Raw genomic sequence first — 17,592 nt, 5'->3', positions numbered from 1 at the left:
ACACCTCAGCGGGGTCCGATGCTGTTACCGGCGCGGTTCCGACCGGCCGTACGGTTCGGCGTTGCTGACCGCCACGAACGCGTCTGCCCCGCTTGCGTGTGAAACGGTCCGTTCAGAGGTCGCCGCTCCCGGTGTGCCCGTCGGATTGATACAGCGCGCGACCATCCTGAGCTCCGTCGCGGGCCAACGGTTTAATATCGTGATCCCCGGTTTCGGGATATGCTCCACATCGAGGGGCCGCTCCGTACCATCGACGTGGGATCGCGACGCGTCGAGACCGACTCCATCGACGACGTGCTCGCCGAGTACATCGGCGGCCGAGGTGTCGCGACCCGCCTCGCCCACGATCGCACCCCTTTCGACGTTGACCCGCTTGGCCCGGAGAACCGTCTCTACCTCACCACGGGACCGATGCAGGCGTCCGGGATGAGTTTCACCGGCCGCGCCTCGGCAACCGCCGTTTCGCCGCTGACCGATGGCTTGTGTTCCTCGAACGCCGGCGGGTTCGTCTCCCGGAACCTGCTCGGGACCGGTAGTGCGGTTGTGGAACTCGTCGGGGCGAGCCCGAACCTCCTCGCGGTCCACGTTCGCGAGAACGGGGTCGAGTTCGAGGCGGTGCCGGAGTTGGCGGGTGCGGAGGTGCCCGAGGTCACGGAGTATGTTGAGGACGAACACGACCTCGGCGCGGAACACATCATCTGTATCGGCCCGGCGGGCGAGAACGGGGTCCGTTTTGCCTCGCTGATGACGAGCGAGACGCGGGCGTTCGGCCGTGGCGGCCTCGGGGCCGTTCTCGGAGCGAAGGGGGTGAAACTGCTTACCTTCGACGGCGACGCCGTTCCGACGGTCGATGTCGACGCCGAGGCCGAAGCGATCCACCGCGAGGCCGCGACCAGCGACCACATCATGAAACGTCAGGGGACGAGCAGCGTCACCGACCTCGCAAATGAAATCGGCTCCTTTCCCACTCGTTACTTCGAGGACGTCCGCTACGAGGAGTACGAGAAGATCAACGGCGACCGGGTCGAGGAGAAAAAACACAAAAAGGGGACCTGCTCGCAGTGTGCTTTCGCCTGCAAGTTGCCGACGAAAGACGAGACGGCGGGCGTCGAGACGGAAGGCCCCGAGTTCGAGACGATCATGGCCTTCGGCGGCAACTGTGCGGTAGACGACATCGTCTCGATCATGCAGTCGAACGAGCTCTGTGACCGCCTCGGAATGGACACCATCTCGTGTGGCAACGCGGTTGCGGCATACCTGAAGGCAAACGACGCCTTCGGTGACTCCGAGTTGATCCACGAGACGGTCGAGAAGATCGCCCACCGAGCGGGCGACGGTGACCGTCTTGCGGAGGGTATCCACCGCTTCCACGACGAATTCGGCGTCGAGGACTGGACAGTCAAGGGTATGACATTCTCCGCCCACGACGGCCGCACGCTCAACGGTCAAGGACTCGGATTCGCGACCGCGAACCGCGGCGCGGACCATATGTACGCGACGTTTTACGCCTACGAGTACCCCCTCGTCGACGACGCCGAGGCGTTCGCACCCGAGGGACTCTCGCCGGCCAAGGCCCGACGGCTCGTCGAACTGGAAAACAAGCGCGCGTTAGAGGACTGTGGCGTCGTCTGCCGGTTCTCTCGGGGGACGATGACCGAGCAACGCTTCGAGACGCTGTTCGACGCCGACTTCGACGACCTCCTCGCGGTCGGCGGCCGTGTCGTCGAACTCGAACGACACTTCAACAACCGACGGGGGTTCGACCGGTCAGACGACGACCTCCCGTACGACCTGCCAAACTTCGAGACGGCACTCGACGCCTACTACGACGCCCGTGGCTGGACCGACGACGGTGTCGTCCCTGACGGGTCACTCCCGGCGAGTGCCGACTGACCGGCCCGTCGGGTCACAGGTTTATGCGTCCGGACCGCGGAACGGGAACATGACCATCGATCCGAACTTCGAGCGCACCAGAGAACAGGTCGACGAGGAGGACGGTATCGCCGTCTGGGGTCCGGTCGACCCGCCCACGAAACTGGGCATCCACGGCACCCACGTCGCGGTCGATTTCGATATCTGTCTGGCGGACGAAGCCTGTCTTGAGGACTGTCCGGTCGACGTCTTCGAGTGGGTCGACTCCCCCGACCACCCCGAGAGCGAGGTCAAAGCCCACCCGACCCACGAGAACCAGTGTATCGACTGCATGCTCTGTGTCGATGTCTGTCCGGTCGACGCCATCGACGTGGATCCGGCCCGCGAGAACCGCGTCTGAGGCGCGACCCGTTCTATCACGAATAATTAAGTTACGAACAGTGGTATACGTCAACATGGAACTGACCGAACGGCTGCAGTTCGATCACGAGGACCGCAGGGACATCTACGACCACATCGAGGCTCAGGGGACCGTTCGGGCCGACGAGGCCCGTCGGGCGCTGAACCTCGATCCGGAGGCGTTCGGTCACCACGTTACGGTACTGCGACGCGACGGCTACATCCGTCAGGAGGAGAACCACCTCCGTGTCGCCTATCAGGAGGAGTCGGTCGAGCACCACGACGCCGCGGACCCCGCCTACACCATCAGATCCGCAAAGCAATCGGATCTTTCGGGACTGATCGCCGTCATCCGAGAGGTTGCGGAGGAAGGGGTGTACATCGAGGCCGAGACGGTCGCCGACCTGCTCGACCACGAGGAGGTGATCCTCCGACACAACGATGTCCAGTCTCGGATGGTGTTTGTTGCTACCGTCGGCGAGGAGGTGATCGGCTGGGTCCACCTCAACCTCCCCGAGATGGAGAAACTGTCTCACACCGCCGTACTGACCGTTGGCCTCCTCCCCGAGTACCGCGGCAACGGCATCGGTAGTACGCTGCTCGAACGCGGTGTCCGGTGGGCCGACGAACGCGACTTCGAGAAGCTGTACAACAGTGTCCCGTCGACCAACGAGTCGGCGGTCGCATTTCTCGAGTCCCGGGGTTGGGTGGTTGAGGCGATCCGAGAGGATCATTATCATATCGATGGCGACTACGTCGACGAGGTCATGCTGGCGACGTGGCTCTCGGAGAGCTGATCGTCGGTACGCGGCCGGCACAGACGGTGTATGACGGGTGTGCAAAACTGACTCAGCCGTCGCCATCGTACCGCCGCTGTTCCTCGCGGGCTGTCTCGGTCCCGTACCGATCGAGCAGCGGCCGGTACGCGTCCCCAAGCGTGCGCATACACTCTCGTGTCGAGGCGTAGTCGAGGTCGGCCGCCACCCGTTCCCATGAGTGGCCCTGCAACGACTTCCGAACGAGCAACCGTTCTTCGCGCGCAGAGAGGTCGGCCACGGGGGCTGTGAGGTGGGCGAGCGCCAGTCTTCGGAACGCTCCGGGGGCGGCGTCGTAGAGGCCGGGGCCGTCTGCTGCGGCGGCGACGACGCGCCACTCGTGGTCGGTGAGGTCGGGGTCGTGGCCTCCCTCTGTCGCCCCGAGGACCGCCCGACCGACGTCCGGATCGATGTCACGGAGGGCGTCGGAGAGCACATCCCGCATCCGCCGCCGGAAGCGGCGGCCGTGTCGCTCGCGCAGCTCCCGCCCCACCGGAGTCGTCGCGCGGAGCATCACGGCCGAGTGCTCGCCGCTCGCGGCGTTGCGCGTCGTCGAGCAGTGGACGGTCCGGTAGCCGCTTTGCTCCCAGAACCGAACCAGACGCGGCGTCGCGCCGTAGCCGACGCCAAACCAGTCGACCTCGTCGTCGAACTCGTCGTGGATGCCGTCGAGGAGCCGCGAGCCGAACCCTCGGGACCGGACCGCGTGGTGGGTTGCGATCCGCAACACACGGTAGCCGATGGGGACCCCTGCCCGCAGGTCGCGTAACTGACTCGTCAGCACGTCGGGGAGCATGTTCCCCCGGACGCGCGTTCCCTCGTACATCTCGGTTCGGAGCGATTTCGGGAGACCACCCTCGCGGGCGAGAAGGGCAACGGCGGCGACGTGACCGTCGACGGTGAGTGCCCGACAGACGAGGTTGGGCGCGTCGAGCAGGCGGGCTAGGTCGTCCGGTTCCGTCTGGTAGTGGGCGAGAACGAGAAGCCCGAACGCCTCTCGGAGTAGGTACTCGTCGTCGAGCAAGGTCGCCGGGGTGAGCGCCCGGTAGGTCGCGTCGGCGGGCGTCGTCCCATCGAGAAGTCCGTCGACGGCCGGGCGTGCATCGAGAAGGAGCGCGCGGAACGCCCACACCTCGACGGGGTCGCCCGCGGCGTATCGGATTGGGTCGTCGAGTCGGACGTCGCTCACCTCGCGGTCACCCGCCGAGAGACGGTCACGAAACCGAACCTCGAAGCCACGGCCGGTCCCCTCGTAGCCGTGAACCGTCGTCACGAACGCTGTAGCGGGCGGATCCGGTGACTCGACGAACGACGCCAGCCGGTCGACGGAAAGGGTGGCAGCCTCGTCGACGATCACGACGTCGGGAGCACCGGGGAGACCGACCGCCTCGTCGGGGTCGAGATATCGAACCCGCCCTTCGCCCCCGTCGACAGACAGGACGTGGCCCTTCTCGTCGTGGCTCGCCGCTCCGAGCATCGAGAGCAGATCGGCCGCGTGGTCGAAGACGGTTTCTGCGTTGCGGTACGTGGGGGCCGTCACCAGTACGTCCCGACCTTCGGCGGCGAGGCCGGCGGCCGCGAGGCCGGCGGCGGCGGATTTTCCCCGGCCACGGTCGGCTTCGACGACAACGGCCGCGCCACGCTTTCGGAGACGCTCGAGCGTGGCGACGGCTTCGACCTGGTCGGCGGTGAGACAGGCCGTGTAGGCCGCCGACGGCAAGGCGGCGTCGACCGGGGCGGTGGCGGGAAATCGGGACCGGGCCGGCCGGGGGTCGGTCAGCCCCGACCGCTTCAGTCGCCCACGGTCCACGTTCGCGATGGCGACACCGGGATGCTCGCGGAGCGTCTCCACGAGCCGACGACGGAAGCGCCCGGTCACGTCCTCGACGCCGAACGGCGGGACGGCGAATCGCTCGTCGGCCACGTCCCGGTGTGCCGGCCAGCCGTCGAGCGGTGGAACAACGAGAACGAGGAGGCCGCCGCCGTCGACGGCGCCGACGACGCGTCCGAGGACGTTCGCGGTGAACCCCTCGTGGGCGTCGACCACGACGACATCACGCGTGACACCGAGGAGGTCGGCGGCGTCGTCGGGATGGAGGCGGTCGCCCCGGCGCTCCCGGGTCGTGACGACCGTCGCTGCCGGGTCGTCCAGCACCTCGATGGCGGTGTCGGCGGCGCTGAGGCCGCGGTCGCGGCCACCGGCGAGAACGAGAAGCCGTCGCTCGTTCGCCCGTTCCGCCTCGGCGACGAGAGCGACGACGGCGCCCTCAAGATCCATGTGTCGCCGTACTCCGCCGGTGAGTAAGGGCCTTGTCCTCCGATCTGCACACCGGTGCCCCGCGATGACGGCGATGTCTCGTGGCGGTTATGCCCGTTCACCACCTACCGGAGGGTATGCCTGCCGACATCCCGGGCCTCCACCACGTCACCGCAATCGGGAGCGACCCCGCTCGGAACGCCGAGTTCTACACCGAGACGCTCGGGCTCCGCCTCGTCAAGCGGAGCGTGAACCAGGACGATCCCTCCGTTTACCACCTGTTCTACGGCGACCACGGCGGGTCGCCCGGGACGAGTATGACGTTTTTTACCTACCCCGACGTGTCCCCCGGTCGGCCGGGGACGGGGCAGGCGACCGCGGTCTCGTTTTTGATCCCGGCCTCGGCCGCCGACTACTGGATCGACCGCCTCGACGACGCGGGTGTCGACACCGACCGACCCCGAGAACGGTTTGGCGACACCGTTGTCCCCTTTCGAGACCCCGACGGACTCCCGTTGGAACTCGTCGCACGCACGGACGCCCCGGCGGGTGACCCGCCGGTCGGTCCGGTCCCCGCCGACAACGCGATCCGTGGCTTCCACAGCGTCACCATCTCACTCGCCGATACCGAACGGATGGCGACGCTTCTGGAGACGATGGGATTCGACGAGACGGAGACGGCGGGCGACCGGCGGCGCTTCGAGGGCGACGGCGACCTGGGCTACGCCGTCGACGTGCGGGCGGTTCCCGACGGCCCACAGGGTCGTCCCGGCGCGGGGACGGTCCACCACGTCGCCTTCCGGGTGACCCGCGAGGAGCAGTCCGAGTGGCGCGACGTGCTGACAGCTCACGGTCTCCGACCGACGGCGGTCGTCGACCGCAAGTGGTTCGAGTCGGTGTACGCCCGCACCGCGGGTGGTGTCCGCTTAGAGTACGCGACAACGGAACCGGGGTACACCGCCGACGAGACTCTCGACACACTGGGCGATCGTCTCGTTCTCCCCGAGCGGTTGGAAGCCCGGCGCGAGGAGATCGAATCCGGTCTGCCGCCGCTTGATGTCTCGGCCACGGACGAGTGACCGGCCCCGCGTGTGTCGGCCTCACACCCCGTCTCGCGTTTGAAAGCGCTTTTATGGGCCCCCCTGCTACTGGATCCTACGGCCTGCCCGGGGTTGATGACGCGCCCCGCCATCAGGGACTCAGTCTGGTGGGGCGTGCGAGCCTACGGGCGGGGGGTACAAATCATGTCAGTTTACGTCAATTTCGATGTCCCGGCGGATCTCGCCGAGAGCGCCATCGAGGCGCTCGAAGTAGCGCGAGACACGGGTAGTGTCAAAAAAGGAACAAACGAGACGACAAAGGCGGTCGAGCGTGGCAACGCCGACCTTGTCGTCATCGCGGAGGACGTTCAACCGGAGGAAATCGTGATGCACCTGCCGGAACTCGCGGACGAGAAGGGCATTCCGTACGTTTTCGTCGAGACGCAGGACGACGTCGGCCACGCGGCCGGTCTTGAGGTCGGGAGCGCGGCGGCCGCCATCGTCGACGCGGGCGACGCCGAGGAGAGCGCCGAAGACATCGCCACGAAGGTCGAGGACCTCCGGTAAGCCATCATGAGCGCCGAAGAGAGTGCCAGCGACTCGATGCCTGCGGAGGTAATCGAGGTCGTCGGCAAGACCGGCATGCACGGCGAGGCCATGCAGGTCAAATGTCGCATTCAGGAGGGATCGAATCAGGGCCGCATCATCACGCGCAACGTGCTTGGCCCCGTCCGAGAGGGCGATATACTCCAGTTGCGCGAGACACAGCGTGACGCTGACTCCATCGGAGGACAGTAATGGTCGATACACGCATCTGTGACTATTCGGGCGAAGAAATCGAACCCGGCACGGGGACGATGTACGTCAAAAGGGACGGGACGGTCCTGCATTTCGTCGACTCCAAAGCCGAGAAAAACTACTTCCTCGGGCGCGAGCCCCGGGACTTGGAGTGGACCGCCGAGGGACGGGCGAGCGGCGGCGACGCGGGTGAGGAATGAGCGACACCGAGCGAACGTTCGTGATGGTCAAGCCCGACGGCGTCCAACGTGGGCTGATCGGTGAGATCATCTCTCGGTTCGAGGAGCGCGGCCTGAAACTCGTCGGCGCGAAGTTCATGCGAATCTCCGAGGAGTTGGCCCACAAACATTACGGCGAACACGAGGGCAAGCCCTTCTTCGACGGCCTCGTGGAGTTCATCACCTCCGGTCCCGTGATGGCGATGGTCTGGGAGGGCCAAGACGCCACCCGGCAGGTCCGAAACATGATGGGCGAGACCGACCCCGCCGAGTCCGACCCCGGTACCATCCGCGGCGACTTCGGCTTGGACCTCGGTCGGAACGTCATCCACGGCTCCGACCACGCCGACGAGGGCGCAAACGTCCGGGAGATCGACCTCTTCTTCGACGAGGACGAACTCGTCGACTACGAGACAATCGACGAGACCTGGCTGTACGAGTAGCTAGGTTTCGCCGAGATACCCCGAAACGAGCCGTTCTTCCGCCCGACGCAACCGATAGGAGAGCGTCGACCGCGGCACGCCGAGTTCCGCCGCGAGGCCGTCCAACGTGACTTCCCGTGGCGTCCGGTAGTAGCCGTGGTTGAGGGCTGCGCGCATGGTAGTTCGCTGTTTTGGGGGGAGCGCCACCGACCCCAGCGAGTCGTGCCCCAACCGTCGGCGTCGCGGAGGTGGCCCATGCGAAAGGAGAGGCCCGTCCGCAACGTCGCGCCGAGGGCGTCGTACAGCAGCCCACCTTCTCGTCGGATCTCACGAAGATGCGCCAACTGTGGCGACTCCCCCGTCTCGTGGTGCAGTAGAGCGAGCCGTGGGGGAGATACCGGGCGGCGAGCGTCTGTACGGATTCGCCGCCACCGGTGTCCTCGACGTGGGTGTAGATCACCCGCTCGTCGTCCGAGCGGTCCAACACGTCGTGGTACCGCGTCGCCGAACAGTCCGCTTCGGTCACCGACGCCGCCCGCACCGTCCCGTCGAAGCGGAGCCGTTCGACTTCGTCGAGCGCCGCCGTCGGACCGATCAGCCGCTCGATACGCCAGATGCGGTCCTCGGTCACACAGCCGTGTAACGCCTCGGCGACGAGTGTCGGATGCTCGATGAACACGTCCATCACCGCGTCGACGCCCGGTTCGTACTCGATATCGAACGCGAACTCACGCATCAGGCATCCTCTGGGTCGTCGCCGGACATCACGGACACACCTCTTCGATACGCCGGCCAGGTCAAAAGGGTTCCCTAGCCTCGGCCGACAGGAGTTGTCGCTCGACAACTCAATCATTATCTGTGCTCGCGTCGTGAGTGGTATTATCTGCCATGAGCACTGACGAACCAAGCCAATCGACCGAGGAACACGGACACGAACACCACGAGGTAGAGGGACCGGGGTATCCGACGCCCGCGGCGATGCGGACCCAGTCGGAGCGCGAGAAGACGGCGTTCGTTATGGGGCTCCGGGTGGGTATGGACGTGGATGAACCCGATTTCGTCGGCGTCGTCGACGTTGACCCCGAGTCGGACACATACGCCGAGTTGATCGACACGGTCGAGATGCCGAACAAGGGCGACGAACTCCACCACTTCGGGTGGAACACCTGTTCCTCGTCGTGTCACGCCGAGGGACTGGTTCGGGACCACCTGATCGTCCCCGGGCAACGGTCCTCACGCGTCCACATTATCGACGCGTCCGACCCGCGTAGCCCCGAAATCGAGAAAATCATCGAACCCGAGGAGGTGTTCGAACACGACCTCTCGGCACCGCACACCGTCCACTGCGTCCCCGGCGGCAAGATAGTCATCAGCATGCTCGGCGACGCCGACGGTGGCCTCCCCGGCGGCTTCCTCCAACTCGATCAAGAGGACTTCTCCATCGACGGCCACTGGGAGGCCGACCTCGGTCCGATGGAGATGAACTACGACTACTGGTACCAGCCCCGGCACAACGTGCTGATTTCGACGGAGTGGGCGGCCCCCGAGACGTACTATCCGGGCTTCGATCTGGAGGATGTCGAAGCCGGCAAGTACGGCGACAGCATCCACGTCTGGGACTGGGAGAACAAAGAGCACCGGCAGACGCTCACGTTCGGTGAGGAGGGGATGATCCCGTTGGAGGTCCGAATGCCACACAACCCCGAGGAGACGGAGGGCTACGTCGGTGCGGCGCTCTCCTCGAACATCATCCGGTTCTGGGAGGAGGACGACGGCCACTGGGAGTGGGAGACGGTCATCGACGTCAAGGATCGCGAACACCCCGACTGGGACATGCCCGTACCGGGACTGGTGACGGACACCCTCCTGTCGCTCGACGACCAGTACCTGTTCTTCTCGAACTGGCTCCACGGCGACGTGCGGATGTACGACGTCAGCGATACGGGGAACCCGCGGCTGGTCGACCAGTGTTGGGTCGGCGGCAACTTCGGCGAGCGACAGTCGATCGGCGGCCACGACGTCCGCGGTGCGCCTCAGATGCTCCAGCTTTCCCGGGACGGCAAGCGCCTCTACTGGACGACCTCCCTCTTTTCCTCGTGGGACAACCAGTTCTACCCCGATATCGGCGAGGAGGGGTCGCTGATGCTGAAGGCGGACGTCTTCCCGGAGGAGGGACGGATGGAACTCGACGAGGAGTTCGTCGTCGACTTCGGTGACGCCCCGGGCGGCCCGGCCCGTGCCCACGAGATCCGGTGGCCCGGCGGCGACTGTACCAGCGACGTCTGGCAGTGAGCCACCGGGTCACCTTGGAGTGGCGCGACGGGGGGGACGCAACCATCGACGTCGCCGAGGGTGAGACGATCATCGACGCGACCGAGCGTGCGGGACTCGGTGTCCCCTACGGCTGTCTGTACGGTGCCTGTGGCACCTGCACCGGCCGGCTACTGGACGGCGACCTCGTCCACGTCGAACGCCCCCGGGGATTGAAAGCCCGGCACCGACGCGACGGCTACGTCCTGCTCTGTGTGGCCGAACCACGCTCGGATTGTCGGATCGAGGTCGGAGCCGAGATCCAGGCGGACCTCGTGCCGAACCCGTGGAGGTGACCCGTCTCCGCCGTCGCGTTCTGCTCGTCGCCCTCGGGAGTGGCGTCCTCTCGACGCCCGTCGCCGCACACGGTGTCGGGACCGCCGAGACCGGACTCGGCTTCCCGCTCGTCGTCGTCGCCTCGGTCGGAGCCAGCCTGTTCGGTGGCGGCCTCGTCCTCGCCGTCGCCGGCCGATTTACCTTTCCGATCCGGGCCGTCTCCCCTCTGTTCGTCGTCCTCGGTGGCCTCTCGGTCGTGCTCGCCCTCGACCGGGCCCCAGTCAGTGCGGCCCTCGGCGTCGCGACCGGTGCGGGCTTCGGCGCTGCCGTCCGCGGACGTACCCTCACGGGCTGTGGGACCTGTACGGACGCCGCGCTGGGGGCCGTGACGCTCCACCGCGGCCTCGAAGGGACCGCCCTCGCCACCCTCTATGCCGCCGACGCGACGCTCGGCGTCGCGGGTGCGGCCGTCCTCGCGGTTCACGCAATGGCGGAGACGGCGGCCGTCGGCTCGCTGTACGCCACCACCCGCAGGGTCGCACTCGGTGCGGTCTGTCTCCTGCAGATCGGGTTCGTCGTCGGCGTCGTCGCCGGGTTGGGCGTCGTCGACGCCGTCCCCGCGACGCTTGAGGCGGGGCTACTGGCACTCGTCGGTGGCGTCCTCCTCGCTGTCGGGACTCGGAAGGGATACCGCCGCTACGCCGGGCGGCGGTCGGCCGTCACGAACTGAATCGGTCCGGAAACGGCGGCCCCGTCCGGTGTCGACCGCCGTCGATACCGCCACCCGCCGGACGCCCGCCGACCTACTCGTCGGCCGACTCGGTGTCGGGCGTATGAATCCGAACCGTCGAGATACGGGTTCCGTCGATGCCGGTCACCTCGACGACACGGCCCGCCACCTCGACCCGGTCGCCGGTCTCGGGCGCACGGTCGAGTCGGCTGAGCACGACGCCACCCATCGTCCCGACCGTCTCGTGTTCGATGTCGACATCGAGTGCGTCGTTGACCGTAGCGAGGGCGACCCCACCGTCGGCGTCGAAGCCGCCGTCGCCCCGCCGGCGGATCGTGGGTTCGCGCTCCGCGACGTCGAACCCGTCTCGGAGATCACCGACAACCGCCTCGACGACGTCCTCCACCGTTGCGATACCCTCGAACGACCCCCACTCGTCGATCACGGCGGCCATCTGCCCGCGCTCCCCTCTGAACTGCAACAGAAGGTCGTTGATCGCGGTCGTCTCCGGAACGACGATGATCTCGCGTGCGATGTCGTCGGCCGTCGTTGCCGTATCCGCCGTTTCGCCGGCGCGTAGGATGTCCTTGACGTCGACGAATCCGACCACCTGGTTCGGACCGTTGGCCTCGACGACCGGATACCGCGTGTGGCCCGCGTCGAATACGGTCTCCCGGAGGTCGGGCAGCGTGGCGTCGGCCGGGACGCTCGTCACGTCCGGCCGCGGAACCATGACCTCGCGAACGGTGGTGTCGTTGAGTTCGAACACGCGTTCGATCATCGCCACCTCATCGACGTCGATGTCGCCCTCCTCGCCGGAGCGTGCGAGGACCCGCCTGATCTCGCGCTCGCCGAGCGTCTCGTCGGACTCGGAGGCCGGTGGCACGCCCAACGCCTGCGTGAAGGCGTTGGCCGCCCCATTGAACACGATAATCCCCGGGTAAAACAGCAGATAAAAGAGCTTCATCGGCGGCGCGAGCAACAACGAGAGCCGCTCGGTCTGTGCGATAGCGAACGTCTTCGGCGCGAGTTCGCCAAAGACAACATGGAGAAACGTGATGACCGAGAAGCCGACGGCGACGGCGACGAGGTGGACGAGCGTCGGGGAGAGAACCGAGCCAAGCACGGGTTCGATGAGGGACGCGATGGCCGGTTCGCCGGCCCACCCGAGTCCAAGCGAGGCGAGGGTGATCCCGAGTTGCGTCACCGCCAGATAGTTGTCGAGATCGCCCATTACGGCTTGGAGGGCCGTCGCACCCGGGGTCCCGTCATCGACGAGCTGTTCGACCGACGTGGCGCGGACCCGAACAAAGGCGAACTCCGCGGCGACGAAAAAGCCGTTCAACACCACCAGAACCAACGCGACGAGTAGCCGTGCGGCGGAGAGGCCAACCTCTACCATCGGTCCGCTCTGTGGTCGGCGACGGTCGTATCCAACGAACCCATACTGGCGTGTTCTTGCCGACCCACTAAAAACGTCGTCCGGGGATCCGCCGATCGTTTCAGTCGAGTCAGTATTATGTTGGACCGTGTTCAACGTTCACACGATTATGAGCACCGATGAGCCGTCTCGGACCGCGGAGTCACACGACCACGACCACGAGTCCGACCGCCCCGGCTACCCGACACCCGCGGCGATGCGTACAGAGTCGGAACGCGAAAAGACCGCGTTCGTCATGGGACTCCGGGTGGGGATGGACGTCGACGCCCCGGATTTCGTCGGCGTCGTCGACGTCGACCCCGAGTCGGACACCTACGCCGAGTTGATCGACACGGTCGAGATGCCGAACAAGGGCGACGAACTCCACCACTTCGGCTGGAACGCCTGCTCCTCGTCGTGTCACGCCGAGGGGTTGGCACGCGACCACCTGATCGTTCCCGGACAACGGTCCTCACGCATCCACATCATAGACGCCGAGAACCCGCGAAGCCCGGAGATAGGGACGGTGATCGAACCGGAGGCGGTGTTCGAACACGACCTCTCGGCGCCACATACGGTTCACTGCGCGCCCGAGGGAAAAATCGTCATCAGTATGCTCGGGGACGCCGACGGCGAACTCCCGGGTGGCTTCCTTCAACTCGACCAGGAGGACTTCTCCATCGACGGCCGCTGGGAGGCCGACCCCGGCCCAATGGAGATGAACTACGACTACTGGTATTAGCCCCGTCACGACATCATGATCTCCAGCGAGTGGGCCGCCCCCGAAACGTACTACCCGGGGTTCGACCTCGAGGACGTGGAGGCCGGCAAGTACGGCGACAGCATCCACGACGGTGTCATAGAACCGTTCTCATACTTCTCGGTGGATTCAGCGTTAACAGATCTGAACTTGCTGTTTGCGACTCTACAGAGATCATAGTCGCTAAGCTCAATCGAGCTAACTGGACGGGAAATATCACTATTCGGAGACAAAATACCCGTTTCTGACTGATTTTGAGCGGTGTGCACTTAGTGCACGCTCTTTTGAGACCGTATCTCTCTGTAAAGATAATAATTCTAACTATAGTGTGTGAAGACTTCTATGACACGCTGCGACAGCATCCACGTCTGGAGTTGGGCGGACCGCGAACACGACCAGACGCTGACCTTCGGCGAGGATGGACTGATTCCGCTTGAGGTCCGGATGTTCCACAATCCCGAGCAGACACAGGGCTATGTCGGCGCGGCGCTCTCCTCGAACATCATCCGGTTCTACGAGACCGACAGCGGGTGGGACTGGGATGTGGCCATCGATCTTGAGGACCGCGAACACCCGGATTGGGACATGCCGGTCCCGGCTTTGCCGACCGATCTCCTGCTCTCGCTCGACGACCAGTACCTCTTTTTCGCCAACTGGCTGCACGGCGACGTGCGGATGTACGACGTGAGCGATCCGGCCACCCCGAGACTGGTCGACCGCGTCTGGGCGGGCGGGAACTTCGGTGACCGGGGAACGGTCGCCGGCCACGATATCCGCGGCGCCCCACAGATGCTCCAACTCTCCCGCGACGGGCGGCGGCTCTACTGGACGACCTCCCTCTTTTCGTCGTGGGACAACCAGTTCTACCCCGACATCGGCGAGGAGGGGTCGCTGATGTTGAAAGCGGACGTCGTCCCCGAGGAGGGGCGGATGGTTCTCGACGAGGAGTTCGTCGTCGACTTCGGCGACGCCCCCGGCGGCCCGGCCCGTGCCCACGAAATCCGGTGGCCCGGTGGCGACTGCACCAGCGACGTCTGGCAGTGAGCCACCGGGTCTCCTTTGAGTGGCGCGACGGGCGAAAGGCACCCGTCGACGTGGCCGAAGGCGAGTCCGTCGTTGAGGCGGCCGAGCGGGAGGGACTCGGACTCCCGTACGGCTGTCTGTACGGAGCCTGTGGCACCTGTACCGGGCGGTTGCTTGCGGGTGATCTCGTCCACACCGCCAGCGTGCGCTAAGGCCCCGGCACAACGACGCGGGCTACGTTTTGTTCTGTGTGGCCGAACCCAGATCCGACTGTCGGATCGAAGTCGGCGCGACGGTTCAAGCCGATTTCGTGTCGAATCCGTGGAAATAACCCGGTTCGCTTGGGCCGCGACCCGCCGACCGGTCAGTCGTCGTCGGCGTGGGCGTCGGGAGCGTCGTGTTCGCAGGCCGACGGCTCCGGCGCCACGTCGATAGCGGGGTTCTCGTTGAAGAACCCTTCCGGCGCGAGTTCGAAGCTCGCAACCTCGACCGGCAGCACCGGCCAGTCCTCGGGTCGGGTGCGGTGGTTGACACCGAGCGTGTACCAGACAACGAGGTCCTCCTCGACGATGTCGCGGTCCTGACTGGTCCACTCACGGAGCCCAGAGGGATCGTCGTTCTGGGTCGGGTACTCGCCGTCGGCGTACATCTCGCCCTCGTCGTACGGGGTCACCCAGAAGTCGTTGTCGATAAACCCGGCTCGTCGGCGGGCCGGCGACCCGGGCTGCATCGGCGACTCCACGTTCGTCTTGGGGTGGAGTTTGTACCCGGGGTTGTAGCCGTAATCGTTCGTTTTGTTGGGGTTGACGACCTGCCAGTATCGACCCTTGTTCGGATCGATATCCATCCGCGCTTCCTGCTCGGACTCAAGCAGCGTCTCCTCCATATACCAGCCCTGTCCCGCAGGGTTGTCCGACTCCTCGTGGTTCCAGGCCATGTCGTCGACCGGTTCGTTGTGAACCTCGTACACCGAGTTCTCCTCACCGTCGATATCGAAGTCCATCCGGAAGTTGAAGTGGTGCTGGTGGAGCGAGGTTTTGATCTGTGGGGCGGCCACCTCGTAGAAGCCGCCCGTGTCCTCGGCGGACGTTCCTTCGGGCACCACACCGTTGGAGTCGATGCCGGTCAACCGCATCTCGGCCTCGATCCGACCGTCCTGATAAAAGTAATAGTAGAAGGCGTAATCGTAGTTGTAGACGGTGGCGATCTGTGAGACGACCAGCCGCCGCCGCCGCCGAACCTCCGTGTTGCCCTTGCGGACCTCGGTGTGTTTCCACAGCAGTCCGTCGTCCTCCTCGTGCATGCAGATGGCGTTGGGGAACTCGAGAATCTCCCCGTTCCGGTCGTTGGTGACCGCGTCGAAGTAGTGCATGACACCGAGGCAGTCACAGCCCTCGTCGAGGGAGTTCACCATCCGGCCGACGTTGAACTCGCCGATATCGAGGGCGTTTTTCCAGTTGTGGTTGGGGTCGGTGTCGCCGTACGGCACCGACATCGCGGACGCGGCGAGTCGGTGGAGGATCTTTCGCTCCTCGCCGTCGTCGTCGTAGGTGATGTCGTGGAGAACGAGTCCCTCACGGTCGGTCCAGCCCACGCGGAACGACCACTTCTCCCACTCAACCTCGCGGCCGTCGACCTCCCAACTCACGCCGTCGGGTTGGACGACATCGAGATGTTCCCGCGTGTCCCGGGTGTCGACCTCGTCGGCTCGGAAGTCGGCACGCTCGGGCGGTAGCGGGCTGTCCTCGTCGACGACACCGTTGTCGACGACTTCGACGACCTCCATCTCGTCGAGATCGACGAACGTGTGGATCCCTTCGAGCGGACGGGAGTAGGCGTTGTCCGTCTCGTCGCGGCCGACCCACGCGAGGCCGCGGGCGAGACGCCGGTCCTCGACCTCGTCGGGGACGAACTCGCTGGCGTTGACCGGCCACGGGTCGACGATCACGTGCTCGAACTCTTCCACACCGCGCTTGCGGGCGGCCTTGCGGAATGCCTCGCTCTCGATGACCGCCTGTTCCGCCTCGCGGACGTCCATGTCCGGAATGTGTGGAATCGCGTCCGGCAGGTGCTCCCACGAGACGACCTCGCTATCGGTCAGGGAGACGATCGCCTCGTAGGTCTTCCGCTCCTCGAAGTCCCGGAGAACGGCCGTCACCTTGCGGTCGAACGGGTCGCCGTTCTCCCACTCGGACAGTTCGTCCTTCGGTGGCTCAACCGGCTGGTAGCTGTAGAACCCGACGCCGTCATCGACCTCCGGCCGCTTCTCTAGGATCTCCGTGGTCAGTTCGATCTCCGCCGCGGTCAGGGGATCGAGCGGGTGCTCGACCTCAGGGGTGCTTACTTGCGCCATTTCAATTAGTTGGGTCGGGAGTGTTTAAATTAAAACTTCCGGAACGACAGCCAGAATGTAATGGTATTACGAAACCATATTATCGAAATAACACGGTGAATACTCTACATAACTGGAAATATATCGCGTTCAGCAAAACTTTATATCAAAGGACTTTGTTCGGTTGGATGTGGATACACATGCACGATGACGGAATCGACGTGGTCGTTGTTCAGACCTCGTCTGGAACAAGCCGAGTCGTACCGACACCGAACGACAGCAACGGGCTAACGGGGGGACGCTGAGGTGGACGTACTCCTCCAAGCCGACCCCGAGGTCATCGCCGAGGGCGTCAACCTGCTCTGGGTGATGGTCGCGACGTTCCTCGTGTTCTTCATGCACGCCGGCTTCGGAATGCTTGAATCCGGGCAGGTCCGCTCGAAAAACGTCGCAAACCAGTTGACGAAAAACGTGCTCACGTGGGGAATCGGTGTTCTCGCGTACTTCATCGTCGGCGTCGGCGTATCCGCTGTCATCGCCGGGGTCACGTCCGGCGGTGGCTTCTCCTCGCCCCTTGCCCACTACGGCGCCGGTTCGACGGCGTGGGCGAGCATCCTCTTCGGTGCCGCGTTCTCGATGGTGGCGGCGTCCATCGTCTCCGGGGCCGTCGCCGAGCGCGCACAACTCCGTGGGTACCTCGTTTTCACCGTTTTCGTCGGGGCACTCATCTACCCCGTCGCGACGGGCCTGACGTGGGGTGGCGGCTTTCTCTCCGCCCTCGGTTTTCAGGACTTCGCCGGCGCGGCGGTCGTCCACATGACCGGCGGCGTGTGTGGCCTCGTCGCCGCGTACATGGTCGGCCCGCGGATGGACAAGTTCAACGACGACGGCTCAGCGAACGTTATTCCCGGCCACTCGCT

16 protein-coding genes and 4 pseudogenes are annotated in these 17,592 nt (G+C 65.3%); 15 read left to right on the top strand and 5 right to left on the bottom strand.

Annotated features, from left to right (window positions below):
* Window positions 1-219: 219 nt before the first annotated feature.
* Genes Q0925_RS03240 through Q0925_RS03230 form a run of 3 tightly spaced genes read left to right on the top strand, consistent with a single transcriptional unit; the run spans window position 220 to window position 3,068 of the window.
* Complete coding sequence (locus Q0925_RS03240) at window positions 220-1,893, top strand: aldehyde ferredoxin oxidoreductase family protein (protein WP_299331869.1); 1,674 nt, start codon at window positions 220-222, stop codon at window positions 1,891-1,893.
* A 49-nt stretch (window positions 1,894-1,942) separates the two neighbouring features.
* On the top strand, window positions 1,943-2,272 hold the full coding sequence (locus Q0925_RS03235; RefSeq protein ID WP_299331868.1) for a 4Fe-4S dicluster domain-containing protein: 330 nt from the start codon (window positions 1,943-1,945) through the stop codon (window positions 2,270-2,272).
* A gap of 55 nt (window positions 2,273-2,327) precedes the next feature.
* On the top strand, window positions 2,328-3,068 hold the full coding sequence (locus Q0925_RS03230) for a bifunctional helix-turn-helix transcriptional regulator/GNAT family N-acetyltransferase (protein WP_299331866.1): 741 nt from the start codon (window positions 2,328-2,330) through the stop codon (window positions 3,066-3,068).
* A gap of 52 nt (window positions 3,069-3,120) precedes the next feature.
* Here Q0925_RS03230 and tmcA read toward each other — a convergent pair whose 3' ends face one another.
* Window positions 3,121-5,364 (bottom strand): tRNA(Met) cytidine acetyltransferase TmcA, encoded by a 2,244-nt coding sequence (tmcA, locus tag Q0925_RS03225; RefSeq protein WP_299331865.1) that lies wholly within the window; start codon window positions 5,362-5,364, stop codon window positions 3,121-3,123.
* Window positions 5,365-5,480: 116 nt separating this feature from the next.
* Between tmcA and Q0925_RS03220 the strand changes: the two genes are divergently transcribed.
* The 5 genes from Q0925_RS03220 to ndk all read left to right on the top strand — a co-directional run bounded on the left by Q0925_RS03220 (window position 5,481) and on the right by ndk (window position 7,842).
* The gene (locus tag Q0925_RS03220) at window positions 5,481-6,422 is read left to right on the top strand and encodes a VOC family protein (RefSeq protein WP_299331864.1); all 942 of its coding nucleotides are present in this window, start codon (window positions 5,481-5,483) and stop codon (window positions 6,420-6,422) included.
* A gap of 165 nt (window positions 6,423-6,587) precedes the next feature.
* Complete coding sequence (gene rpl7ae, locus Q0925_RS03215; protein WP_299331862.1) at window positions 6,588-6,950, top strand: 50S ribosomal protein L7Ae; 363 nt, start codon at window positions 6,588-6,590, stop codon at window positions 6,948-6,950.
* A 6-nt stretch (window positions 6,951-6,956) separates the two neighbouring features.
* On the top strand, window positions 6,957-7,181 hold the full coding sequence (locus Q0925_RS03210; RefSeq protein ID WP_299331860.1) for a 30S ribosomal protein S28e: 225 nt from the start codon (window positions 6,957-6,959) through the stop codon (window positions 7,179-7,181).
* Window positions 7,181-7,381: a 50S ribosomal protein L24e gene (locus tag Q0925_RS03205; protein ID WP_299331858.1), complete on the top strand. Its 201-nt coding sequence runs from the start codon at window positions 7,181-7,183 to the stop codon at window positions 7,379-7,381. The genes Q0925_RS03210 and Q0925_RS03205 overlap by 1 nt, the downstream gene beginning before the upstream one ends.
* Window positions 7,378-7,842: a nucleoside-diphosphate kinase gene (gene ndk / locus Q0925_RS03200; protein ID WP_299331856.1), complete on the top strand. Its 465-nt coding sequence runs from the start codon at window positions 7,378-7,380 to the stop codon at window positions 7,840-7,842. The genes Q0925_RS03205 and ndk overlap by 4 nt, the downstream gene beginning before the upstream one ends.
* Here ndk and Q0925_RS03195 read toward each other — a convergent pair whose 3' ends face one another.
* Both Q0925_RS03195 and Q0925_RS12465 read right to left on the bottom strand, forming a co-directional pair.
* Window positions 7,843-7,998 (bottom strand): helix-turn-helix domain-containing protein, encoded by a 156-nt coding sequence (locus Q0925_RS03195; protein ID WP_299331855.1) that lies wholly within the window; start codon window positions 7,996-7,998, stop codon window positions 7,843-7,845.
* A 190-nt stretch (window positions 7,999-8,188) separates the two neighbouring features.
* Window positions 8,189-8,506 (bottom strand): annotated as a pseudogene (locus Q0925_RS12465) (bacterio-opsin activator); the annotation flags it as partial.
* A 203-nt stretch (window positions 8,507-8,709) separates the two neighbouring features.
* Between Q0925_RS12465 and Q0925_RS03190 the strand changes: the two are divergent.
* Genes Q0925_RS03190 through Q0925_RS03180 form a run of 3 tightly spaced genes read left to right on the top strand, consistent with a single transcriptional unit; the run spans window position 8,710 to window position 11,137 of the window.
* The gene (locus Q0925_RS03190) at window positions 8,710-10,113 is read left to right on the top strand and encodes a selenium-binding protein SBP56-related protein (protein WP_299331853.1); all 1,404 of its coding nucleotides are present in this window, start codon (window positions 8,710-8,712) and stop codon (window positions 10,111-10,113) included.
* On the top strand, window positions 10,104-10,427 hold the full coding sequence (locus tag Q0925_RS03185; RefSeq protein ID WP_349254383.1) for a 2Fe-2S iron-sulfur cluster-binding protein: 324 nt from the start codon (window positions 10,104-10,106) through the stop codon (window positions 10,425-10,427). Before Q0925_RS03190 ends, Q0925_RS03185 begins: the two co-directional genes overlap by 10 nt.
* The gene (locus Q0925_RS03180) at window positions 10,424-11,137 is read left to right on the top strand and encodes a hypothetical protein (protein ID WP_299331851.1); all 714 of its coding nucleotides are present in this window, start codon (window positions 10,424-10,426) and stop codon (window positions 11,135-11,137) included. Before Q0925_RS03185 ends, Q0925_RS03180 begins: the two co-directional genes overlap by 4 nt.
* A 73-nt stretch (window positions 11,138-11,210) precedes the next feature.
* Here Q0925_RS03180 and Q0925_RS03175 read toward each other — a convergent pair whose 3' ends face one another.
* Window positions 11,211-12,539, bottom strand: a complete 1,329-nt coding sequence (locus Q0925_RS03175) for a hemolysin family protein (RefSeq protein ID WP_299331849.1) — start codon at window positions 12,537-12,539, stop codon at window positions 11,211-11,213.
* A gap of 148 nt (window positions 12,540-12,687) precedes the next feature.
* Between Q0925_RS03175 and Q0925_RS03170 the strand changes: the two are divergent.
* The 3 pseudogenes from Q0925_RS03170 to Q0925_RS12365 form a co-directional block, all read left to right on the top strand.
* Window positions 12,688-13,407: pseudogene (locus tag Q0925_RS03170) on the top strand (selenium-binding protein SBP56-related protein); the annotation flags it as partial.
* Window positions 13,408-13,677: 270 nt separating this feature from the next.
* Window positions 13,678-14,361 (top strand): annotated as a pseudogene (locus tag Q0925_RS03160) (selenium-binding protein SBP56-related protein); the annotation flags it as partial.
* A pseudogene (locus Q0925_RS12365) lies at window positions 14,352-14,671 on the top strand (2Fe-2S iron-sulfur cluster-binding protein). The pseudogenes Q0925_RS03160 and Q0925_RS12365, both read left to right, overlap by 10 nt.
* A 33-nt stretch (window positions 14,672-14,704) precedes the next feature.
* Here Q0925_RS12365 and Q0925_RS03150 read toward each other — a convergent pair.
* A complete protein-coding gene (locus Q0925_RS03150; protein ID WP_299331843.1) occupies window positions 14,705-16,693 on the bottom strand; it encodes a primary-amine oxidase in 1,989 nt (662 codons plus the stop codon).
* Between the two features lie 348 nt (window positions 16,694-17,041).
* On the opposite strand from Q0925_RS03150, the gene Q0925_RS03145 reads away from it, so the two are divergent.
* On the top strand, window positions 17,042-17,592 hold a 551-nt coding region (locus tag Q0925_RS03145), incomplete at its 3' end, for an ammonium transporter (protein WP_414652087.1).

The sequence above is a fragment of the Haloplanus sp. genome (genome assembly GCF_028275055.1).
Classification (GTDB): domain Archaea; phylum Halobacteriota; class Halobacteria; order Halobacteriales; family Haloferacaceae; genus Haloplanus.
Note: the sequence above shows the minus strand (reverse complement) of the source record. Positions and strands in the feature narration are given on the sequence as shown.

What these genes read in the sequence shown, in the direction of transcription:
- Q0925_RS03205 (WP_299331858.1), top strand. Translation starts at nt 7,181, where the DNA reads ATGGTCGATACACGCATCTGTGACTATTCGGGCGAAGAAATCGAACCC.
- Q0925_RS03175 (WP_299331849.1), bottom strand. Translation starts at nt 12,539, where the DNA reads ATGGTAGAGGTTGGCCTCTCCGCCGCACGGCTACTCGTCGCGTTGGTT.
- Q0925_RS03195 (WP_299331855.1), bottom strand. Translation starts at nt 7,998, where the DNA reads ATGCGCGCAGCCCTCAACCACGGCTACTACCGGACGCCACGGGAAGTC.
- ndk (WP_299331856.1), top strand. Translation starts at nt 7,378, where the DNA reads ATGAGCGACACCGAGCGAACGTTCGTGATGGTCAAGCCCGACGGCGTC.
- Q0925_RS03190 (WP_299331853.1), top strand. Translation starts at nt 8,710, where the DNA reads ATGAGCACTGACGAACCAAGCCAATCGACCGAGGAACACGGACACGAA.
- tmcA (WP_299331865.1), bottom strand. Translation starts at nt 5,364, where the DNA reads ATGGATCTTGAGGGCGCCGTCGTCGCTCTCGTCGCCGAGGCGGAACGG.
- Q0925_RS03240 (WP_299331869.1), top strand. Translation starts at nt 220, where the DNA reads ATGCTCCACATCGAGGGGCCGCTCCGTACCATCGACGTGGGATCGCGA.
- Q0925_RS03210 (WP_299331860.1), top strand. Translation starts at nt 6,957, where the DNA reads ATGAGCGCCGAAGAGAGTGCCAGCGACTCGATGCCTGCGGAGGTAATC.
- Q0925_RS03150 (WP_299331843.1), bottom strand. Translation starts at nt 16,693, where the DNA reads ATGGCGCAAGTAAGCACCCCTGAGGTCGAGCACCCGCTCGATCCCCTG.
- Q0925_RS03220 (WP_299331864.1), top strand. Translation starts at nt 5,481, where the DNA reads ATGCCTGCCGACATCCCGGGCCTCCACCACGTCACCGCAATCGGGAGC.
- Q0925_RS03230 (WP_299331866.1), top strand. Translation starts at nt 2,328, where the DNA reads ATGGAACTGACCGAACGGCTGCAGTTCGATCACGAGGACCGCAGGGAC.
- Q0925_RS03235 (WP_299331868.1), top strand. Translation starts at nt 1,943, where the DNA reads ATGACCATCGATCCGAACTTCGAGCGCACCAGAGAACAGGTCGACGAG.
- rpl7ae (WP_299331862.1), top strand. Translation starts at nt 6,588, where the DNA reads ATGTCAGTTTACGTCAATTTCGATGTCCCGGCGGATCTCGCCGAGAGC.